Source organism: Deinococcota bacterium (assembly GCA_030858465.1).
Taxonomy (GTDB): Bacteria; Deinococcota; Deinococci; order Deinococcales; family Trueperaceae; genus JALZLY01.
This window is the reverse complement of sequence record JALZLY010000187.1, coordinates 1-17,264: the sequence shown is the minus strand read 5'-3', so window position 1 is coordinate 17,264 and position 17,264 is coordinate 1. Positions and strand designations below refer to the sequence as shown.

Here is a 17,264-nt window from a genome sequence, read left to right as displayed (position 1 = left end):
GAGAGACGGACCCCGCCAAACAGGCGGTCGTCTCCGTCACCTCGGTCCACGGCGGCACCGCCTACAACATCATTCCGAACGAGGTCGAGCTGAAGGGCACGCTCCGCACCTTCGACCCGGAGCTGCGCGATGCGTTGAGGGCGCGCATCCTGGAGGTCGCCGAGGGCGTGGCCAAGCTGCAGCGCGGCAGCGTGGAGACGACCTGGAACGTCGGCTCGCCCGCGGTGGTCAACGACGAGGCGATGACCGAGAGGCTAAAGCGTGTGGCCGCGAGCGTCCTGGGCGAGGACGGCGTGCAGGAGAGCGAGCGCATCATGGGCGGCGACGACATGGCCCTGTGGCTGCAAGAAGCGCCCGGCTGCTACTTCTTCGTGGGCGCGCGCGACGAAGCGGCGGGCATCGACAAGCCCCATCACCACCCGCAGTTCGACATCGACGAGCGTGCGCTGCCGCTGGCCGTCGAGCTGCTCAGCCGCGGCGCGCTGGACTTTCTCGAGGGCTGATTCAGGATTTGCGCGGTTTTCCCATGAGAAGGGGAGGGGGTGCTCACCCTCCCCTACGCCTCATCAAGGGGCGACTTGAACCTCTCCGGTTCAACCTCTTCACGTCGGCTCGAGTTTGACGCTCGAGCGGACCGCCCTGCGCTAGCGGCGTGATATAATCGTGCATCCTATGAACGAGCGCCGCGCACAGATCCTGGACCTGCTGACCGAGGGCTACATCCTCTCGGCGCGTCCCGTCGCCTCGGCGACGATCGCCGAGAAGATGAAGCTCAGCAGCGCCACCGTGCGCAACGAACTCGGCGCTTTGGAGCTCGAGGGCTACGTGCAGCAGCCGCACACCTCGGCGGGCCGGGTGCCGACCGGGCGCGCCTACAGGCGCTACGCGCGCAAGTTCCTGCCGCCCGCGCGGCTGCCCAACCGGCAGCGGCTGCTCTTGAGGCGCAGGCTCGAGGGCGTCCACGGCGACAGCCTCTTGCACAGCGTCGCCGGCCTGGCCGCCGACCTCTCGGGCTACGCCGTGGTGGTCAGCCTGCTCGAGGACGATGCGCTCCAGACCCTGGAGATTCACCTCTCCGCGCTCAGCCAATCGCGCCTGCTGGCGGTGGTGGTGCTCGAGAGCGGCCTGGTGCGCCAGCTCGTCATCGAGCTCGACCCGGTTCCCTCGGGGTCGGCCTTGAGCAAGGCCGAGAGCAGCCTGCGCCAGCTCACCCTGCCCGTCGGCCACGTGCCGGCGGCCCTTACCGACATCGCGGCGCGCGAGGACGCCGAGGTGGCCCGCACCTTCCGGGCGCTGGCCGCGTCCTGGCCCAGGCTGCGGCCGCCCATCCTCGTTCACCAGGGCCTAAAGTACGTGATGACCGAGCCCGAGTCCGCCGACCCGCGGTTCGTGCGGGCGCTGCTCGAGCGCGTCGAGAGCCCCGGCCAACCCGGCGGTAGCACACTCGAGGTGACCGTCGAGGACGCCCTGGCCGCCGTCTCGGCGCGCCTGGCGCTGGGCGGGGGCGGCTGCCTCATGCTCATCGGCCCGGTCAGGATGCGCTATCCCCAGGCGCTCATGGTGGCCCACGGGGTGGTCGAGGCGGTGGCCCAGAGCCTGCACCGGGACGCGGAGACCGGCGGCGCGTTATGACCATCGAGGTCTTGCTCTTTGCCTCCTACCGTGAGGCGGCGGGCGCGAGAGAGTTCCGGCTCGAGCTGAGGGCCGGCGCTCGCGTGCGCGACGCGGCCGCCCGGCTCGAGGCCGACTACCCCGAGCTGTCGCTAAAGGGCGCGCTCGCTGCCATCGACGAGGATTACGCCAGGCCCGACAGCCTCCTCAAAGAGGGCGCTACGCTGGCCTTCTTCCCGCCCGTCTCGGGCGGCGCGGAGGACGATGCCGAGGGTGAAGAGGACTACCTGCTGGTCACGGGGGAGCCGCTCGATATCGGCGACCTCACCCTCAGGGTGAGCGCGCCGAGTTGCGGCGCTAGTGCCCTGTTCGTGGGCACGGTGCGCTCGCCCAACGCCGGCAGCGAGGTCGCCTATATCGACTACGAGGGTTACGAGGGGATGATCCTCCGGCAGCTAGCGCGCGTCGCGGGCGAGGCCAGGGCGCGCCACGAGCTGGGCCGGCTGGCCTTGGCCCACCGTTTGGGACGGCTCGAGCCGGGCGAGGCTTCGATCATTATCGCGGTGTCCTCACGGCACCGCCAGGACGCGCTGCTGGCCTGTCGGTTCTGCATCGACCGCTGCAAGGACATCCTGCCCGTCTGGAAGTGCGAAGTGACGGACGAGGGGAGCCGCTGGGTGGCGGGCTCGAGCGCGGCCGCCGAAACGCTCTAGTACACGTCCCCGGAAATGAAAGCAGACGCTGTCATAGGGCGCCTCTTCAACCCGCATCAAGATATCCACGCAGGTCGGAGTCGGCTTTTCGCAACCAAGCTCGAGCTTCTTGCAGCACCTCAGACCGCATAGAGGACGACGCCCTCTCGAGCCGCAGGATAGGCAAGGCTGCCGGGCACGTCCTGCTTTCTGACCCACTCCTGTGGGCTCAGGACGACCACGTCCTTAGGCACCGGCAGGTCGGCCAGGGCGACGAGCAGTTTGAGGGCAATCCGGTATCGCTCGCCCTCGAAGGGCAACACGACCAGCAGGTCCATGTCGCTGTCGGGACCAGCCTCACCTCTGGCCCAGGAACCGAAGAGAATCACCCTCTCGGGCCTGACCAGGGCAAGAATCCGCCGCAGCGCCTCATGGGCGACCTCGGGAAGCGTAACGCTCGGCATCGCCCTCAGTATAGCGCCTGTCGTTCGCTGCTTTGGCGAGGAGGTCGCCGGCGTCAACGCCTGATGCAGGTGTACCCCGCATAGACCTTCAGGTCGCTGTACCAAGCGTCCTCGATGTGAAATCCTACCCCCTCGAGCATCGCCTCGAGCAACCAGCTATAAGTGCTGTACTCCTCCCGCACGTGCTCCTCGAGCTCGGCACGCGACCAGCCGTCTCCCGGCGCGACTGCCACCCTATCGATCCACACCCCGATGGCCTCATCGGCATCCTCCGGCTCGAAAGCGTAGACCAAGTCCTGAAGATAGAGCACGCCCCCCGGCCTGAGCACGGCCGCGACGCGCGCCAGGGCCTGCACCTTCCAGAAGTCGGGGAGGTGGTGTAGGGCATTTTTGGTAACGACGAAGTCTGCCGGCGCACCACGGTGTTCATAGCTTAAAAATCCTTGATGGACATACTCGATGTTGCGGATACCCGACGCCTCGGCCCGTGAGCGCGTGTGGGCAAGCATGGGGGCCGACACGTCCACGGCGATGACCCTCCGGCAGAGCCTGGCCGCCTCGAGCGCCAGCACGCCCGTCCCGGAGCCGAACTCGAGGAGGGTGTGGTCTCGCGACAGGCCCAACTCCCCGAGCAGTTCCCGCTCTCTCGCCGGGTCGACACGTGAGCGTCTATCGTAGCCTGTGACAACTTCGGCATCAGCGTAGTCGAGGCCGAGATGCCTGAATTCATCGAAGGTCCAAGGGAAGGTGGTCTTTTCACCCATGTCCATCCTCCAGTCCCGAAGCGAGCTTCGGCATCATATTGCTGCCGTCTCGAGCTCTCCCTCCCACAGCCCGCGCATCTCCTCGGAGGTCTCGAGCAGGTCCGCCAGCGTTCCCTCCGCCTCCACCCGGCCGCCCTTCATCACCACGATGTGGTCGGCGCGCGTCAGGGCGGCGCGGCGGTGCGAGACGACCAGGCAGGTCGCCTCGCGCCGCGCGAAGAGCCGCTCCCAGAGGAGGCGCTCGGTCTCCACGTCGAGGGCGCTCGAGAGGTCGTCGAAGACCATCAGCTCGCTGTCGCGGACGAACATCCGCGCGGCGGCGGCGCGCTGGACCTGGCCGCCCGAGAGCTTGACCCCGCGGGTGCCTACCAGCGCGTCTAAGCCGTGCTCGAGCGCCCTGATGTCGGGCGTCAGCACCGCGAGGTCGATGGCGCCGTCCAGCTCGCCCCACCCGCCCGCGTGGCCCATCAGGATGTTGTCACGCAGGCTGTCGCTAAACAGCCTCGGCACCTGCGGCGTGTAGGCGCTGCGCGGCGGCGTGAAGAAGGAGGCGGGGTCGCGGACGACCTCGCCGTTCCAGCGGATCTCGCCGGCGTCTTTGGGCAAGAGGCCCAGGAGCACCCGCAAGAGCGTGGTCTTGCCCGAGCCGATGCGCCCGGTGACGACGGTAAAGGCGCCGCGCCGCAGGCTCAGGCCGATGTCGTCGATGCCGTTTGCGCCCTCCGGGTAGTGATAGCTGAGGCCGGCGACGCTGAGCCTCTCCAGGCGCTCGCCGGGGTTCAGGACGGGCTGCGGCAGCTCGGGCAGGGCGCCGCGCAAGTGGAGGGGCGCGTGCTCGGGAATCTTCTCCGGCGGCGCGTCGGCCAGGAGCCGCGTCATGCGCTCGAAGGACACCCCGGTGCGGCGGTGCTGCGCCAGCAAGTTGCCGAAAAAGGCCATGCTGCTGCTCAGGCGCGGCAAGTAGGCGACGAAGAGCGCGAAGTCGCCGACGCTAAAGGTCCCGGCGCGCATGCCCTGGGCCGCCAGGAGCAGGACCATACCCATGCCGATGTTGACCATGTTGGCGTTGATCGAGCGCAGGAGTTCGCTCAGCAGGCTGTCACCCAGCGCCGCCTTGCGCCGCGTCTCATTGAGGCCCCTGAAGTGCGCGACCACCGACTCCTCGCCGGCGGCCACCTTGACGGCCTGCACCGCGGCGAACATCTCGCCGATAAAGTCGGTGATGCGGCCCGTGGCCTCGCGGCTGCGGCGGCGGTAGTGGCGGATCTTGGGGCTGAGCGCGCCCGTCAGGCCCACCATGCCGAGCAGTGGCAGGAGGATGACCAGGGTGATCACGGGGTCCACCAGCGCCAGGATGATGGCGGCGAGGACGGTGTAGACGAGCAGGCCGCCCGCGTCCACGAAGTCCTCGATATAGCTGACCACCTCTTCGACGTCGTCGCGGAAACGGCTGACGGCCTCGCTGGGCGAGTCGGGCAGGACCCTCGAGCCCGGCGCCCGCAAGAGCCAGTCGAGCAGGTTGCGCCGCAGCAGCGACTCTATGGTGAACCAGTAGCTGGCCCAGTGCCAGAAGGCGGCGGCGAAGACGCCCATCCGGCCCAGGTTGGTCAGGCTCAGCAGCGCCACCAGCGTCCACACGTTGGCGCCCGCCTGCGCCCCCTCCGCGAGGGCATCGAAAATCGCCTTGGTGAGGAGGCCGAAGACAAGCGGCAGGCTGTGGACCAGGCCCCACAGCAAGAGGTTGATCAGAAAGAGCCAGGGTTTGTAGGCGAGCAGGCGCCACATGGACTGGCCGGTGGTCATGGCTTTGGGGCTGGAGGTCGCTGTGGAGGTCGCTGTGGTCATCGTCGTTCCTTTACTCGAGCGGCTGCAAGACCTTCTTGAAGCCGATGTCGGCGGGCTGCTTCGCGAAGCCCAGGCGCTCGTTGATCGACAGCATCGGCCGGTTGGTGGTGTTGTTCCAGGTCTTGATGAGGCGATGTCCCTTCGCCTTGGCCCAGAGGAGGTTTCTTACTTTAAGCGCCAGCGCCACGCCCTTGCGGCGGTAGGGGCGGGTCACCCCGGTCATGCCGTTGTAGAGCCCGTCGCCGCTCCCGGAGTTGTAGAGGACGCTCAGGCCGACGTAATCGCCGCCGGCCACGGCGATGAGGTAGGCCTCCGGCAGCAGGTTGGGGTCGCCGAACTCCTTTTCGACCCAGGGCTCCAGGTCCGGCTTGGTCAGGGTTTCGGGCGTGGGCTCGTCCTGCGAGACCTGCCAGTCGAGCTCGAAGACCTTGCCTTGCCAGCCGGGCTCGGCCATCAGCTCGGCGAGCGTCGTGATGACGATACCCTCGGCCCTCAGCCTGCGCTCGAGCCCCTGGTAAGGCGCCGAGTCGAAGGCTTGCGGGTCCAAGCGCGACTCCCAGGCGCGGTCTTCCTCCAAAAAGCCTCGAGCCGCCAGAAAGCGCACGGCCTCGGGCCGGTCCTCGCGGGCGCCCGCGCGCAAGAGGACGGGGTCCATGGGCTCGAGCGCCTCGCTGACGCGGTCGTAGAGCGCCGCGCCGACGCCCTGGCGCCGGTGCTCGGGATGCACCTGCACCCCTACCCCGAACTTCCGCGGGTGGTACATGCTGGCCCACTGGCCGTAGCCCGCCGAGCCGACCATGCGGCCCTCCAGTTCGGCGACGAAGCGCGCGTGCCGGCACTTGGGGTCGCGGCTCTCGTCGCGGTAGCGCGCTTCCGCCACGGTCGTCGGGTGCTCGGTCTCGACGGCGTTCGAGAGGGCGACGAAGGCGTGGTAGTCCGCGGCTGTGAAAGGGCGAATGAGAAGCTGCTCGGGCGTTTGTGAAGGGCTTGGTGAAGGGGTCGGTTTCGGGGTCGTGCTCATGCCAGTTCCTTTCTCGGTTCAGTCTGGAGTTTGGCCTGTAGGAGTTCGGCCTGTGGGGGTTCGGTCTGCGCGTGCAGGAGCCGGTGGAAGTACGAACGCCTGTCGCGGGCGAGCCGCTCGCGCGGGCCGTGCTCGAGCACGCGGCCGCCCGCCATCACCATGATCTCGTCGGCGCGGGCCACGGTAGCCAAGCGGTGGGCGATGATGATGGCGGTGCGGCCCGCCAAGAGCTTGCGGGTGGCCCTCTCCAAAAGCCGCTCGGTGGCCGGGTCGAGGCGCGAGGAGGGCTCGTCCAAGATGACCAGGCCGGGGTCTCTCAGAAAGACCCGGGCAAAGGCCAGGAGCTGCGACTCGCCCGCCGACAGGCCGCCCCCGCCCGCGGAGAGTGGGGTGCCCAAGCCGTCCGGCAGGCCGTCCAGCCAGGAGCGCAGGCCCAGGTCGTCCAGCACCGCGAGGATGCGCGCGTCGGAGACCTTGGGATCGAAGAAGGTCAGGTTGTCGCGCAAGGAGGCGTGAAAGAGCTGGACCTCCTGCGTGACCATGCCGACCCGCTGGCGCAGGCTCTCCAGGCTGGCCTCCCGCAGGTCCACGCCGCCGACCCGCACCGCGCCCGCGGTCGGATCGTAGAGGCGAAAGAGCAGCCGCGTCAGGGTGCTCTTGCCGCTGCCGGTGCGGCCCAAGAGGCCCAGGACGCTGCCCGGCGCCAGCCTGAACGACACGTTCCCCAAGACGTTCTCGTCGCCGTAGGCGAAGCTGACGCCCGCGAAGCTCACCGCGAGCGAGCCGCCGGGCAGCGCCCGCGTTCCCTCCTCGACGCTCCTGGGCGTGCGCAGGAGCTCGTCGACGCGGGCGATGCTGGCCGCGGCCTTCTGCAACTCCTGCAGCTGCTGGGTGATCTGCTCGATGGGGGCCTCGAGCATCATCATGTACTGGAAGAAGAGGTAGCTCGTGCCGAGCGTGACCGCGCCCGCCAGGTAGAGATGGACGCCCAGGGACAGCGTCAGAAGGTAGCCGGCGGTGAAGAGGCCCATGGTGAGGAGCCAGATGAGCGAGCGCATCATCCAGGCGCGCCGCCCCCGGAAAAAGTAGTCGCGGGTCACCTCGGCGAAGCGGCGCATGGTGTAGAGGCCGCCGCCGTTCGCGCGGATGTCGCCCAGGCCCGAGAGACGCTCCTCGATAAAGCCGAAGAGCCGGGCGCTCGACTCGCGCTCGCTCCTGGTCGCAGGCACCGCCAGCTCGCGGCTGCGACCGAGGGCCACCGACACCAGCAGCGCAAAGGCCGTCAGGGCCGCGCCGACGAGCGGGTTCTCGAGCCAGAGCAAGACCAAGATGCCCACCAGGAGGAGCGCGCTGCCGAAGACGCGCACGGTGAAGACCGAGAAGAAGGTCGACAGGGCGGTGATGTCGCCGTCGATGCGCTCGATAAGCTCGCCGGGGGTGCGGGCGTTGTGAAAGGCCATGTCGAGCCTCAGGCAGTGCAGCGCTAGGTCGGCGCGCATGCGGTTGGTGGCCGTCCAGCCCACGTCGGCTCCGACATAGGTCGCCCAGGCGCTGAGCAACTGGTAGCCGACGCCGACCGCCAGGAAGACCAGGGCCGCGACCGTGAGGGGGCGCAACTCGCCGCCGCTCGTGGCGGTGTCGATGAAAAAGCGCAGGATCTGCGGCACCAGGAGCTGGAGGCCGATGCTGCCGAGGAGCAGGACGGCCAGCAAGAGCGCCTTGGGCCACTGGGGCCTCAAATAGTAAAGGAGCAGGGTGCCGTAGCGTCTCAAGGGGATGGTCATGGGCGCGTCCGTTTTCGGCGTGAGAGGGTGACGGGGAGGGTGACGGGAAGGGTGACGGTGCGCAGGCGCGGCTCTCGAGCCGGTGGAGCAAGCGTGCCGCAAGCGCATGGGTTCGGGCTCGAGGCGGGGCGCTTCGTCGTGTGTGGATTCCTTGTGGTGGCCTTCATCATCACCTCGTGCGCCATCAGGGCGCTGAACAGCAACTGCGGATGCTCCTCCACGGCTCCTGCATGTGACGATCGGCTGAAAATCGGGCTGCAAATCGGCAAGAAAAAGGCCGTGGGGTCTCGGATCGCCCACGGCCTCGCTTTAGCTAAAGAAGGCTACAAATGGGCAGACCACTCCCCTGCACCAGCGGCGGTGGGATGTGCGCTGCGGTTACGGTAAACCATCTGGGCCTGCCTCCTCTCGAATAAATGCAACCTGAGCAACGGTAGCAGACCTGCTCGAGGATGTCAATACCCTCTCCCGCGGACAACTTCGGCCGCATCTTCGCCGTCATTAGCGCTTCAAGGGGCAGGAACGACCGGCATGGCAACGAGGCTCGAGCGAGTCAGCGCGCGCCCCTGCCCTCCGCCGGTTCACGCCGCATCCGACCGCGGGGCGCGGCATTGCCAAAGAGCCTGAAGACCAAGAGGAGCGCCAGGGCGACAAACACGGCGCTCAGGTAGAAGGGCGCCCCCGGCAGGAGAACGGGCGCCCTCTCGCTCGTGAAGTAGCCGAAGAGTCCCGTGGACATGAGCGGCGCGACGACGCTGCTCAGGCTCACCAGCGAAGAGATGGACCCCTGCACCCGCCCCTGCTCGTCGGCGCGGACGGTGCCGGTCACCAGGCTCTGAATGGCGGGGCCGGCCAGGGCGCCGAGCGCGAACACCACGATGACCAGGTACATCATCCAGCCCTCGGTCGCCAGGCCGAAGAGGGTGTAGGCGGCGAGGGAGCACACCAGCGCCAGGACGATGGCGCGGCGCTCGCCGAACCTGGGGATGAGCACGCGCACCAGCCCGCCCTGGACGAGTGCGGTGCTGAAGCCCACCGCCGCCAGCGAGAGGCCGTTCTCGAGCGCCAGCCAGCCAAACGAGTAGTTCGTGTAAAGCACCCACACGGTCTCCAGGCCGCGCTGCGCCAGCGACAGGAGAACGGTCGCCGCCGCCAGACCCAGGACGAGGGGATAGGCGCGCAGGTAAAGCAGGCTGGCGAGCGGGTTGGCGCGGCGCCAGGAGAAGGGGCGGCGGCTCTCTGACGCCAGCGACTCGGGCAGGATGAAGTAGCCGTAGAGCAGGTTGACGAACACCAATCCTGCCGCCGCCCAGAAGGGCAGCCGGGGGTCTAGCGCGCCCAAAATCCCACCAAAGGCCGGGCCCAGGATAAAGCCGAGCCCAAAGGCCGCGCCCACCAGGCCGAAGTTCTGCGCCCGGTTCTTATCGGTGGAGATATCGGCGATGTAGGCGTTGCCCGCCGTGATGGTCGCCCCGGTGACGCCCGCCAGGGCGCGGCCGACCACGAGCCAGAGGAGCGTCGGCGCCAAGGCTAGGACGAGGTAGTTCACGCCGAAGCCGAAGAGCGAGAGCAGGATGACCGGCCGGCGCCCGAAGCGGTCCGAGAGCGAACCCAGGACGGGCGCGAAGACGAACTGCATGACCGCGTAGACGGCGGCGATCGGCCCGTAATAGAAGGCGGCCACCGTCGGGTCGCCGCCGACGAAGCCGGTAACCAGCTCCGGCAGGACAGGGATGACCAGGCCGATGCCCAAGATGTCCAAAAACAGCGTCGCCAGGATGAAGGCCATCCCCGCTCTTCGCCCTCGCCTCATGGGCTTGCCTTCTCGCTGCTCGCGTAAGCCACAAGCTAAAACTCTACCAGAGCCGGCCGCGACCGTAGCGGGCCGGCCATGCCCATTCTCGCCATGTCCCGGTGAGCCTGGTTAAGGTGAGTCCGGTTCAGGTGAGTCTAGGCCGGCGCAGGAGTTGCAGGCCGCGCAGCCCGAGGACCAAGGTCATCAGGGCGACCGCCCGGAGGCCGACTGGGTCGTCTCTCAGCATCACCAGGAGAAAGAGGTAGGCAAAGGGCGAGGCGAAAGGGATAGGATAGACGCCCCGCCTCCTGCGCCCCCAGTAGACGAGATGGTAGAGCCCGGCGATGGTCACACCCAGGGCCAGCGTCGCCAGCGTGAGCAGCGGGTAGAGGTAGAGCAGAAAACCCGCGCTCGTCGCCAGCCCGCCGCCGCCGCGAAAGCCGAAGAGGACCGGGTAGATGTGCCCCGCCACCACCGCCAGAGCCGCCAGCGGCAAGACCCAGGGGGCCGCGCCGAGAGCCGACGCAATCCAGGCGGCGAGGGCGCCCTTGACCATATCGAGCAGGAGCACCGCAAAGCCCCAGACCGGGCCGTACTGCCTGAACATCCCCGACGTCCCCGGCAGGTCGCGCGCGCGGATGTCCTCGCCATGATAGCGGCTGACCAGGACGCCGACGCTGACCGAGCCGACCAGATAGGCGAGCAGCACGAGGAGGGCGTCCACCGCGCCAGCCTATCACCCGCCAGCCTATCACCCTCTGTACTCACCTGCCCGATAGGGAAGGCTAAACTGGGGGCGTGCCGCCGCGCCTCACCATCGACAGCCCCCAAAACCCCCGCGTCAAGGCGCTGGTCAAGCTGAGAGAGCGCCGGGCTCGCGAACGCCAGGGCCGCTTCGTCGTCGAGGGCGCGCGGGAGGTGAAGCGGGCGCTCGAGGCCGCTGTCCCCTTGCGGGAGCTCTATATCTGCCCCAGCTTTTTGGGACCCGAGGGCAGAGAGCTCTTGAGCCGGGTCTCCCCTGCCCTGGAGGTGCTCGAGCTCTCCCAGGCGGCCTTTAAAAAGGCCAGCCAGCGCGAGCATCCCGACGGCGTCCTGGCGGTGGCGCGGGCGCGAGAGCTGAGCCTAGCGGCGCTCGAGCTCGGCGACGACGCCTTGGTGCTGGTGCTCGACGGCCTGGAAAAGCCCGGCAACCTGGGCGCGCTCCTAAGAACCGCCGACGGCGCGGGTGTGGCGGCGGTCTTCGCCACCGGCGCGGGTACGGACTTTTACAACCCCAACGTGATCCGCGCCAGCATGGGCAGCGTCTTCAGCCTGCCGGCGCTGCCAGTGGACGGTCCCGCGCTCCTGGGGTGGCTGGGGGCGCGGGGCTATCGCATCGTCGCCGCCTCGCCGCAGGCGGCGCTGAGCTACTGGCAGGAGCGCTATCTGGGCCGGGTCGCCATCGTCCTCGGCACCGAGCACCAGGGCCTGTCCGAAGGCTGGGAGACGGCGGCGCACGGCCGCGTCAAGGTTCCCATGCGCGGCGCCGCCGACAGCCTCAACGTGGCGACCGCCGGGGCGCTGCTCGTCTACGAGGCGCTGCGCCAGCGCCTCCAGGCCTCATCCGATTAAGGCCAGCCGACACCATGCTCGAGCCCATCAGGTGTTATAGACCGCCTGCAACTCTTGCAGCCTGTCCGCCACCTTCTGCCCATGACCCTGTGCTTTGACGTCGTACATGGCCTCTTCGATCTCACCGGTGGGGCCGATGATAAACGTGGAGCGGATGACGCCCGCACGCTTGGTGCCGACCATGGTGCCGACCGTGGTCTTCTCGCCGTAAGCCCCGTAAGCCCTGGCCACCCGGTGGTCTCTATCGAAAAGCAGGGGGAAGTTCAGGGCGTAGGCTTCGGCAAAACGGTTGTGGGAGTCCACGTCGTCACCGGAAACGCCTAGAACCTTGGCCGGCATGCTTGGGCCGAGGTCTCTGAAATCACAAGCTTCGGCGGTGCAGCCCGGGGTGTCGTCCTTTGGGTAGAAGTAGAGCACCAGCCACTCGCCCCTGTGGCCTGCCAGGGACTGCTCGCCCCGGTTCGAATCGAGTGTGAAGGCTGGGGCTTGATCGCCCTTTTGTAAGTTTTCCATGCCTCATTCTAACCCTCTATGCAGCTTGCGGATTGGCTTAGACTGACAACCATGGACATCGCCAGAAAAGCGGAGGCGGCGCCCCTCGCCGGACTCCAGAGGCCAGGGGCTCGGGCAGGGGCCTGATGGCCGCCGAAGAGCAAAAGGCGCAGGCGGCCGTCAAGGCCGTGGCGCACGTAAGAAGCGGCATGACCGTCGGCCTCGGCAGCGGCAGCACCGCTAGGCACGCCATCCTCGAGCTCGGCCGGCGTCTCGCCGCGGGCGAGTTGAGGGACGTAAGGGGCGTGCCCACCTCCGAGGCGAGCGCGGCCTTGGCGCTCGCGCAGGCTATCCCGCTGGTGGCGTTGGGCACCGCGGGCGTGGCCGTCGCCATCGACGGCGTAGACGAGCTGACCGAGAGCTGCGACGCCATCAAGGGCTTGGGCGGCGCGCTCACCCGCGAAAAGATCGTCGCCGCCAGGGCCGGGCTCTTCATCCTCATCGGCGACGGCAGCAAGCTCGTGAACGCGCTCGGCGAGCGGGCGCCGCTGCCGGTCGAAGTCGTCCGCTTTGGCTGGCGTGCCGCTCAGGCCGACCTGAGCAAGCTGGGCTGCGAGGTCGTTCTCCGGCTGCAAGACGGTGCGCCCTTCGTCACCGACAACGGCCACTTCATCCTCGACTGCCACTTCGGCGACGCCATGTCGGCGCCGCTCTTGGCCGCCGAAATCCCCAGGGTTCCCGGCGTCATCGAGCACGGCCTCTTCCTGGGCATGGCCCATCTCGCCTACCTCGCCACCGCGACGGGCGTACGGGAACTGCGCCGGTGAGCGCGAACAGCGTGCGGCTCGCGGGGCGGCGGGTCACGGTCTTCGGGCCGGCGGACGCGTAGACTGAAGCCATGATAATCGCCGTCGGACTGGACATCATCGAGCTCGAGCGCATCGAAAAGGTCTGGAACCTGCACCGCGAGCGCTTCTTGGAGCGCCACTACACCCCTGACGAGATCGCCTACTGCCTCAAGAAGGGCTCGCCGCTGGCCTCCCTGGCGGCGCGCTTCGCCGCCAAGGAGGCCTTCCAGAAGTGCTGGCCCGAGTCGCACGGCTGGCGCGACGTGTGGGTAGCGATGGAGGGCGTCAAGCCCAGGCTGCAGTTTTCCCCGCTCATCCAGGAGCAGCTCAGCGCGAAGGGGCAGGCCGCCCACCTGAGCCTCACCCACTCCCGCGACTACGCCGGGGCGATGGTAGTCTTGGAAGCCCCTTAGCCGGTGCTGTACTTTATGCCGACCCAACTTAGAGGTGAAGCCGGTGCGGCTCCTGAAGTTTGGCTTTGGCGGGCGGATCGGTGATCTTGACCTCGACGCTGCGCACAGCCGGGAAGGCTGAAACGGCGCGCCTTACCGAGTAGAGCAGGTAGGAACTGAGCGGCCGGCCCGCGGGCTGCACCAGCGTGACCGTGACCTGCTGACCGGTAACCTTCACTGACGACACCAGGCCCAGTTCGATGATGCTGCGCCTGCGCTCGGGGTCGACGACCGTCTCGAGGGCGTGCTTGACCTGGTCCGCGTATACCGAAGGGCTGACCTCTACCAAATCCACCATGGCTTGCTCCTTGGCCCCCGTCTCGGGTTCTTCCTGCCGCCTCGCCGCTAAACTAGGAGCGTCTAGCTCTCTTCGCACCTCCAGTTTGTTGACAGTATAGCTCAACTGGATCTTAAGGAAGATTAAGATTTGCACAATTGCGGGAGGCGGGCGTGGCGGGTGCAAAAAAAGAGCGCGCTCAGCCCTGGCTCGAGCCCTCTCTAATCCTTGGCGCCGTCCTCGACAAAGGCCGCCGAGTCGTAGTAGGTGCGAAAGCCCGTGACCTTGTCGCCCGCTAGCTCGAGGATGCTCACGCCCTCGTAGCGCAACCCTTTGCCGGTGGGAAAGCTGCCCTCAGAGGTCCACTCGAGGACGGCGTGGCCGCCATTCTCGATGGTGTTGTTGAAGGTGGTCCTCACCTCGCCAAAGACCGACAGGTACTCGCACCAGAAGGCGGTCGCCTCCTCCTTGCCCCGGTAGCCGTCGTCTTGCGCCATGCGCCTCAGCGAGGCGTCCTCACTGAAGAGGCTGACGAGCGCGTCCACCTCGCCGCTCTTTTCGATCTCCTGCAACGCGTCCATGAAGCGCTGCGCCACACTGCTAGGCATTCTGACCTCCTCCTTTCAGCTTAAGGAGTCGTCAGCGGCAAGACAGAGAGCGACGCCGCTATTGTTCAGGCGGTGCCTTTGCCGGACGCCTGCCGAGGGAGAGCCCTCGACCCATCAGGCCCTCGGGGTCGTGCCTCACCTCGAGCCCCGCCTCATGAAAGGCGCGCAGGTAGTCTTCGTGGCTGAAAAGCCCCAGTTCGTGGAGCTCGCTGCGCACGGCGGTCCAAGCGCGGTCCCGAGCAGCGCCCGCTGATGCGTTTACGCTATACTCTTATCACTTCAAGCAGGTAACTGGTCAAAGACCGGTCGAGCAGGCGAAAGGACATGCATGAAGCTCCCTGTACTCTCTGGCGTCATCGGCCTGAGTTTTTTGTTGACGGCGTGCCCCATTCCGCCGCCCCCACCTCCTTATGAACCGCCGCTCTCCTTTGACTACACCGGCCAGTGGTCGGGGACCGTTCTCGACAGCGTCGGCGGCGAAGGCGCGCTCGGCCTCACCATCCTTACCCAGAGCGCTCCCTACGGCGGCGCGCTCGGCGGAACCTGGCAGGGCGCGATCGCCGGCGGCGGAAGCGGCATCGTCCGCGGCCAACTGCTCCACAGTGAGACCCTCAGTCTGAGCCTCATCTCCTCGGCCACGCAAGGTTGTCTTTACAACGCCGAACTCAGTCACGAGGAGGAGATGCTGACGGGGACGTATCTCTCAAAAGGCTGCGACCCCTACGTCACCGGCACGCTGGAACTCCGCAAACAGTAACCTCCTCAGCGCTTGAACCATCAGCGCTTGAACCACCAGAGCAGGGCGGCGCTGAGGAGGCAGACCGAGGCGACGGCCGCCAGGCTGCTGGGGATGAGGGCGCCCCCGCCGAACTCGACCGCGACCCCTATGAGCGGCGGAAAGACCACCGCGCCGAAGCTGGCGCTCGCCACCACGATGGCGGTCGCCCCCGCCGCCCGGCGCGGAAAGGTCTGCCGCAACCACACCAGCCCGGTCGGAAAGACGGGCGCCAGGAAGAGGCCGGTCAGCGTGTAGGCGTAGGGCGCCAGCTCGAGGGAGTGACTGAGCAAGAGGCTCAAGAAGGCCAGCCCGGCCGCGCCGAGGACGAGCGTGGGCGGGCGCAGGACGAGGCTGAGCGGCGCGGCCAGGAGCCGGCCCACCGTCAGGGCCGCCCAGAAGAGCGAGGTCAGCAGGGCGGCGTTCGCCTCGCCGTAGCTCGGCGCCAGGTGCGTCGCCTGCCACGAGGCCGTACCCACCTCACCGCCCACGTAGAAGAAGTAGAGCAGGATGAAACCGAGGAGGCTCACCAGCCCCGAGGTCTGGGTGCCCGCCCCGGCGGGCTGCGCGGCGGGTCTCACCCCGAAGAGGAGCAGCGTCAAGAGCCCGCTGACGAGAGCCATGACCAGGAGCGGCCCGCGAAAGCCCAAGGGCAGAAAGGCCGCCACCAAGAGCGGCCCCAGGATCGCGCCGAGGCCGAAGCTGGCGTTCAGCAGGTTGAGCGCCGCCGCGCTCCGCTCGCCGAAGCCCTGCGCGAAGAGCACGTTGAGTCCGATGTCCAGCCCGCCGAAGCCCAAGCCCGCGACGAAGGCGCCGAGGAGCAGGACCTCCCAGCTCGCTCCCGCCGCCATGACGGCGCAGCCCGCCGTCATGAAGAGGCCCGAAACGCCCAGGATGCGGTGGTAGCCGAAGCGCGTAAGAAGCATGCCCAGGAGCAAGATGGCGATGACCGCGCCCGCGAAGTGCAAGCTGACCACCAGCCCGACCTGCGCGGCGCCCACGCCGAAGCTCTGGCGCAGCTGAGGAAAGGCCGGGCCGTAGACGGCCTGCAAGGCCCCGATGCTCAAAAAGGCCAGCGAGCCGGTCAGGAAGAGATAGCGGGGAGAACTCACCGCAGCATCATAAGCTGCTCTTCTGACCGGAGGCAATTCGCCCTCCGGCGAAGTAGAATCAGCCATGAAGAGCTTTTTCCGCTCGACCAACTTCTTTCTCCTGCTGGCCCTGGCGCTTGTGCAAATCGTCATGCTGGTCTGGGTGCTCCGCTAGCCCCTATGCGCCTAAAGCGGATAGGCTAGCCCGAGTGGTAGTGTGATGAACATGACCAAGCCTCGCCTGAGCAGACTCGCCACCGTCCTGCGCCGCCTCGGCCTGCTCTTTGCACTCCTCCTGGGGGGCCAGGTCGCCGCCTCGCCGTCGGTCTTTTTGGAGAACGCCCTCTTTAGCTCGCTCGGTTATCTTGCCGGACCCTCGGCCAGACTGGGCGCTGAAGTGGTGGTGCCGGTGCCCGTCATAGACGCCTCGCTGGGGCTCGAGGCGCTCGTCGCGCCCGGCGTCTGGGGAACGCGCCTCTCGCTCAGCGCGCTCGTCTTGCCCGCGGTCGGGACCACGCCGCCCCTGGCCGTCGGCGCGGGGGCGGATGTCGGCTACGGCTCCGCGGGCCTGTCGGCGCACCTGGGCGGAATCGTCGGCACCGACCTCCTCTTCAGCCTCGACCTGCCCATGACCGCGTCCTTGTACCTGGCGCCGGGTTACGCCGCGGGCGGCCCCTCGCTGGCCTGGTCGGCGCAGCTGCGCTACTACCTGGACGACCCTGTCCTGGGCGGCCCTGTGGGCGGCTTGGCCCTCGAGCTCGAGTCGAGCGACCTGCAACTCCTCAGCCTGGGCGTGCGCGTGCTCTTTTAAGATGCTCAGGATGATCTCTTGAAGGGCCGGCGCTGAAAGCCTCCTCTCGAGCGGCCTGGCTGGCCCTGCCCGCCCTCGCCGTGCTCCTGGCCTTCAGCCTGTGGCCGCTCCTGGCGGTCTTTCGCTACGCCTTCTGGGACTGGTCGGGCCTGTCCGCGCCCGCTTACGTCGGCCTGGGCAACTTCCGCAGGCTGCTTGGAGACCGCGCGCTTTGGGAATCGTTCCGTGTCACCCTGGTCTTTGCCGCGCTGACCCTGCCGCTCTTTGTCGGCCTCTCCTACACCATCGCCACGGCCATCCAAGGCTTGCGCCTCGAGCGCTTC

General features: G+C 67.8%; 21 protein-coding genes. 9 read left to right on the top strand and 12 right to left on the bottom strand.

Features of this window, described 5'->3' with window-relative positions; translation table 11 throughout:
* The 3 genes from M3498_09655 to M3498_09645 all read left to right on the top strand — a co-directional run.
* Nucleotides 1-503 (top strand): M20/M25/M40 family metallo-hydrolase (locus tag M3498_09655; GenBank protein MDQ3459546.1); only part of this gene is annotated, 503 nt, incomplete at its 5' end.
* Between the two features lie 169 nt (nt 504-672).
* The gene (locus M3498_09650; GenBank protein ID MDQ3459545.1) at nt 673-1,632 is read left to right on the top strand and encodes a hypothetical protein; all 960 of its coding nucleotides are present in this window, start codon (nt 673-675) and stop codon (nt 1,630-1,632) included.
* Nucleotides 1,629-2,324: a molybdenum cofactor biosynthesis protein MoaE gene (locus M3498_09645; protein MDQ3459544.1), complete on the top strand. Its 696-nt coding sequence runs from the start codon at nt 1,629-1,631 to the stop codon at nt 2,322-2,324. The genes M3498_09650 and M3498_09645 overlap by 4 nt, the downstream gene beginning before the upstream one ends.
* 119 nt (nt 2,325-2,443) lie before the next feature.
* Here the strand turns inward: M3498_09645 and M3498_09640 are convergent, their stop codons facing one another.
* The 7 genes from M3498_09640 to M3498_09610 form a co-directional block, all read right to left on the bottom strand.
* Nucleotides 2,444-2,767: a nucleotidyltransferase domain-containing protein gene (locus M3498_09640; GenBank protein MDQ3459543.1), complete on the bottom strand. Its 324-nt coding sequence runs from the start codon at nt 2,765-2,767 to the stop codon at nt 2,444-2,446.
* Between the two features lie 53 nt (nt 2,768-2,820).
* On the bottom strand, nt 2,821-3,531 hold the full coding sequence (locus tag M3498_09635) for a class I SAM-dependent methyltransferase (GenBank protein ID MDQ3459542.1): 711 nt from the start codon (nt 3,529-3,531) through the stop codon (nt 2,821-2,823).
* 33 nt (nt 3,532-3,564) lie between these two features.
* Nucleotides 3,565-5,376: an ABC transporter ATP-binding protein/permease gene (locus M3498_09630; protein ID MDQ3459541.1), complete on the bottom strand. Its 1,812-nt coding sequence runs from the start codon at nt 5,374-5,376 to the stop codon at nt 3,565-3,567.
* A gap of 10 nt (nt 5,377-5,386) precedes the next feature.
* A complete protein-coding gene (locus tag M3498_09625; GenBank protein ID MDQ3459540.1) occupies nt 5,387-6,397 on the bottom strand; it encodes a GNAT family N-acetyltransferase in 1,011 nt (336 codons plus the stop codon).
* On the bottom strand, nt 6,394-8,181 hold the full coding sequence (locus M3498_09620) for an ABC transporter ATP-binding protein/permease (GenBank protein ID MDQ3459539.1): 1,788 nt from the start codon (nt 8,179-8,181) through the stop codon (nt 6,394-6,396). The genes M3498_09625 and M3498_09620 overlap by 4 nt, the downstream gene beginning before the upstream one ends.
* Before the next feature lie 553 nt (nt 8,182-8,734).
* Nucleotides 8,735-9,994 (bottom strand): TCR/Tet family MFS transporter, encoded by a 1,260-nt coding sequence (locus M3498_09615; GenBank protein ID MDQ3459538.1) that lies wholly within the window; start codon nt 9,992-9,994, stop codon nt 8,735-8,737.
* Between the two features lie 127 nt (nt 9,995-10,121).
* Nucleotides 10,122-10,700, bottom strand: a complete 579-nt coding sequence (locus tag M3498_09610) for a glycerol-3-phosphate acyltransferase (GenBank protein ID MDQ3459537.1) — start codon at nt 10,698-10,700, stop codon at nt 10,122-10,124.
* A 74-nt stretch (nt 10,701-10,774) separates the two neighbouring features.
* Here M3498_09610 and M3498_09605 point away from each other — a divergent pair, with 74 nt between their 5' ends.
* Entirely contained in the window at nt 10,775-11,587 is an 813-nt protein-coding gene (locus M3498_09605) for an RNA methyltransferase (protein MDQ3459536.1), read from the top strand.
* A gap of 27 nt (nt 11,588-11,614) precedes the next feature.
* Here the strand turns inward: M3498_09605 and M3498_09600 are convergent, their stop codons facing one another.
* The gene (locus tag M3498_09600) at nt 11,615-12,100 is read right to left on the bottom strand and encodes a peroxiredoxin (GenBank protein MDQ3459535.1); all 486 of its coding nucleotides are present in this window, start codon (nt 12,098-12,100) and stop codon (nt 11,615-11,617) included.
* Between the two features lie 125 nt (nt 12,101-12,225).
* Between M3498_09600 and rpiA the strand changes: the two genes are divergently transcribed.
* Both rpiA and acpS read left to right on the top strand, forming a co-directional pair.
* The gene (gene rpiA / locus M3498_09595; protein MDQ3459534.1) at nt 12,226-12,906 is read left to right on the top strand and encodes a ribose-5-phosphate isomerase RpiA; all 681 of its coding nucleotides are present in this window, start codon (nt 12,226-12,228) and stop codon (nt 12,904-12,906) included.
* Nucleotides 12,907-12,977: 71 nt separating this feature from the next.
* Nucleotides 12,978-13,340, top strand: coding sequence for a holo-ACP synthase (acpS, locus tag M3498_09590; protein MDQ3459533.1), 363 nt, complete (start codon nt 12,978-12,980; stop codon nt 13,338-13,340).
* 28 nt (nt 13,341-13,368) lie between these two features.
* Here the strand turns inward: acpS and M3498_09585 are convergent, their stop codons facing one another.
* From M3498_09585 to M3498_09575, 3 genes are all read right to left on the bottom strand, one after another.
* On the bottom strand, nt 13,369-13,677 hold the full coding sequence (locus tag M3498_09585) for an iron-sulfur cluster assembly protein (protein MDQ3459532.1): 309 nt from the start codon (nt 13,675-13,677) through the stop codon (nt 13,369-13,371).
* Nucleotides 13,678-13,877: 200 nt separating this feature from the next.
* Complete coding sequence (locus tag M3498_09580; GenBank protein MDQ3459531.1) at nt 13,878-14,264, bottom strand: nuclear transport factor 2 family protein; 387 nt, start codon at nt 14,262-14,264, stop codon at nt 13,878-13,880.
* 58 nt (nt 14,265-14,322) lie between these two features.
* Nucleotides 14,323-14,481, bottom strand: a complete 159-nt coding sequence (locus M3498_09575; GenBank protein ID MDQ3459530.1) for a hypothetical protein — start codon at nt 14,479-14,481, stop codon at nt 14,323-14,325.
* A 111-nt stretch (nt 14,482-14,592) separates the two neighbouring features.
* On the opposite strand from M3498_09575, the gene M3498_09570 reads away from it, so the two are divergent.
* Nucleotides 14,593-15,021 (top strand): hypothetical protein, encoded by a 429-nt coding sequence (locus M3498_09570; GenBank protein MDQ3459529.1) that lies wholly within the window; start codon nt 14,593-14,595, stop codon nt 15,019-15,021.
* Nucleotides 15,022-15,041: 20 nt separating this feature from the next.
* On the opposite strand, the gene M3498_09565 is transcribed toward M3498_09570, so the two are convergent.
* Complete coding sequence (locus tag M3498_09565; protein ID MDQ3459528.1) at nt 15,042-16,151, bottom strand: MFS transporter; 1,110 nt, start codon at nt 16,149-16,151, stop codon at nt 15,042-15,044.
* A 205-nt stretch (nt 16,152-16,356) separates the two neighbouring features.
* On the opposite strand from M3498_09565, the gene M3498_09560 reads away from it, so the two are divergent.
* Entirely contained in the window at nt 16,357-16,941 is a 585-nt protein-coding gene (locus M3498_09560) for a hypothetical protein (GenBank protein MDQ3459527.1), read from the top strand.
* Between the two features lie 80 nt (nt 16,942-17,021).
* Nucleotides 17,022-17,264: sugar ABC transporter permease (locus M3498_09555; protein MDQ3459526.1), on the top strand; the 243-nt coding region annotated here is incomplete at its 3' end.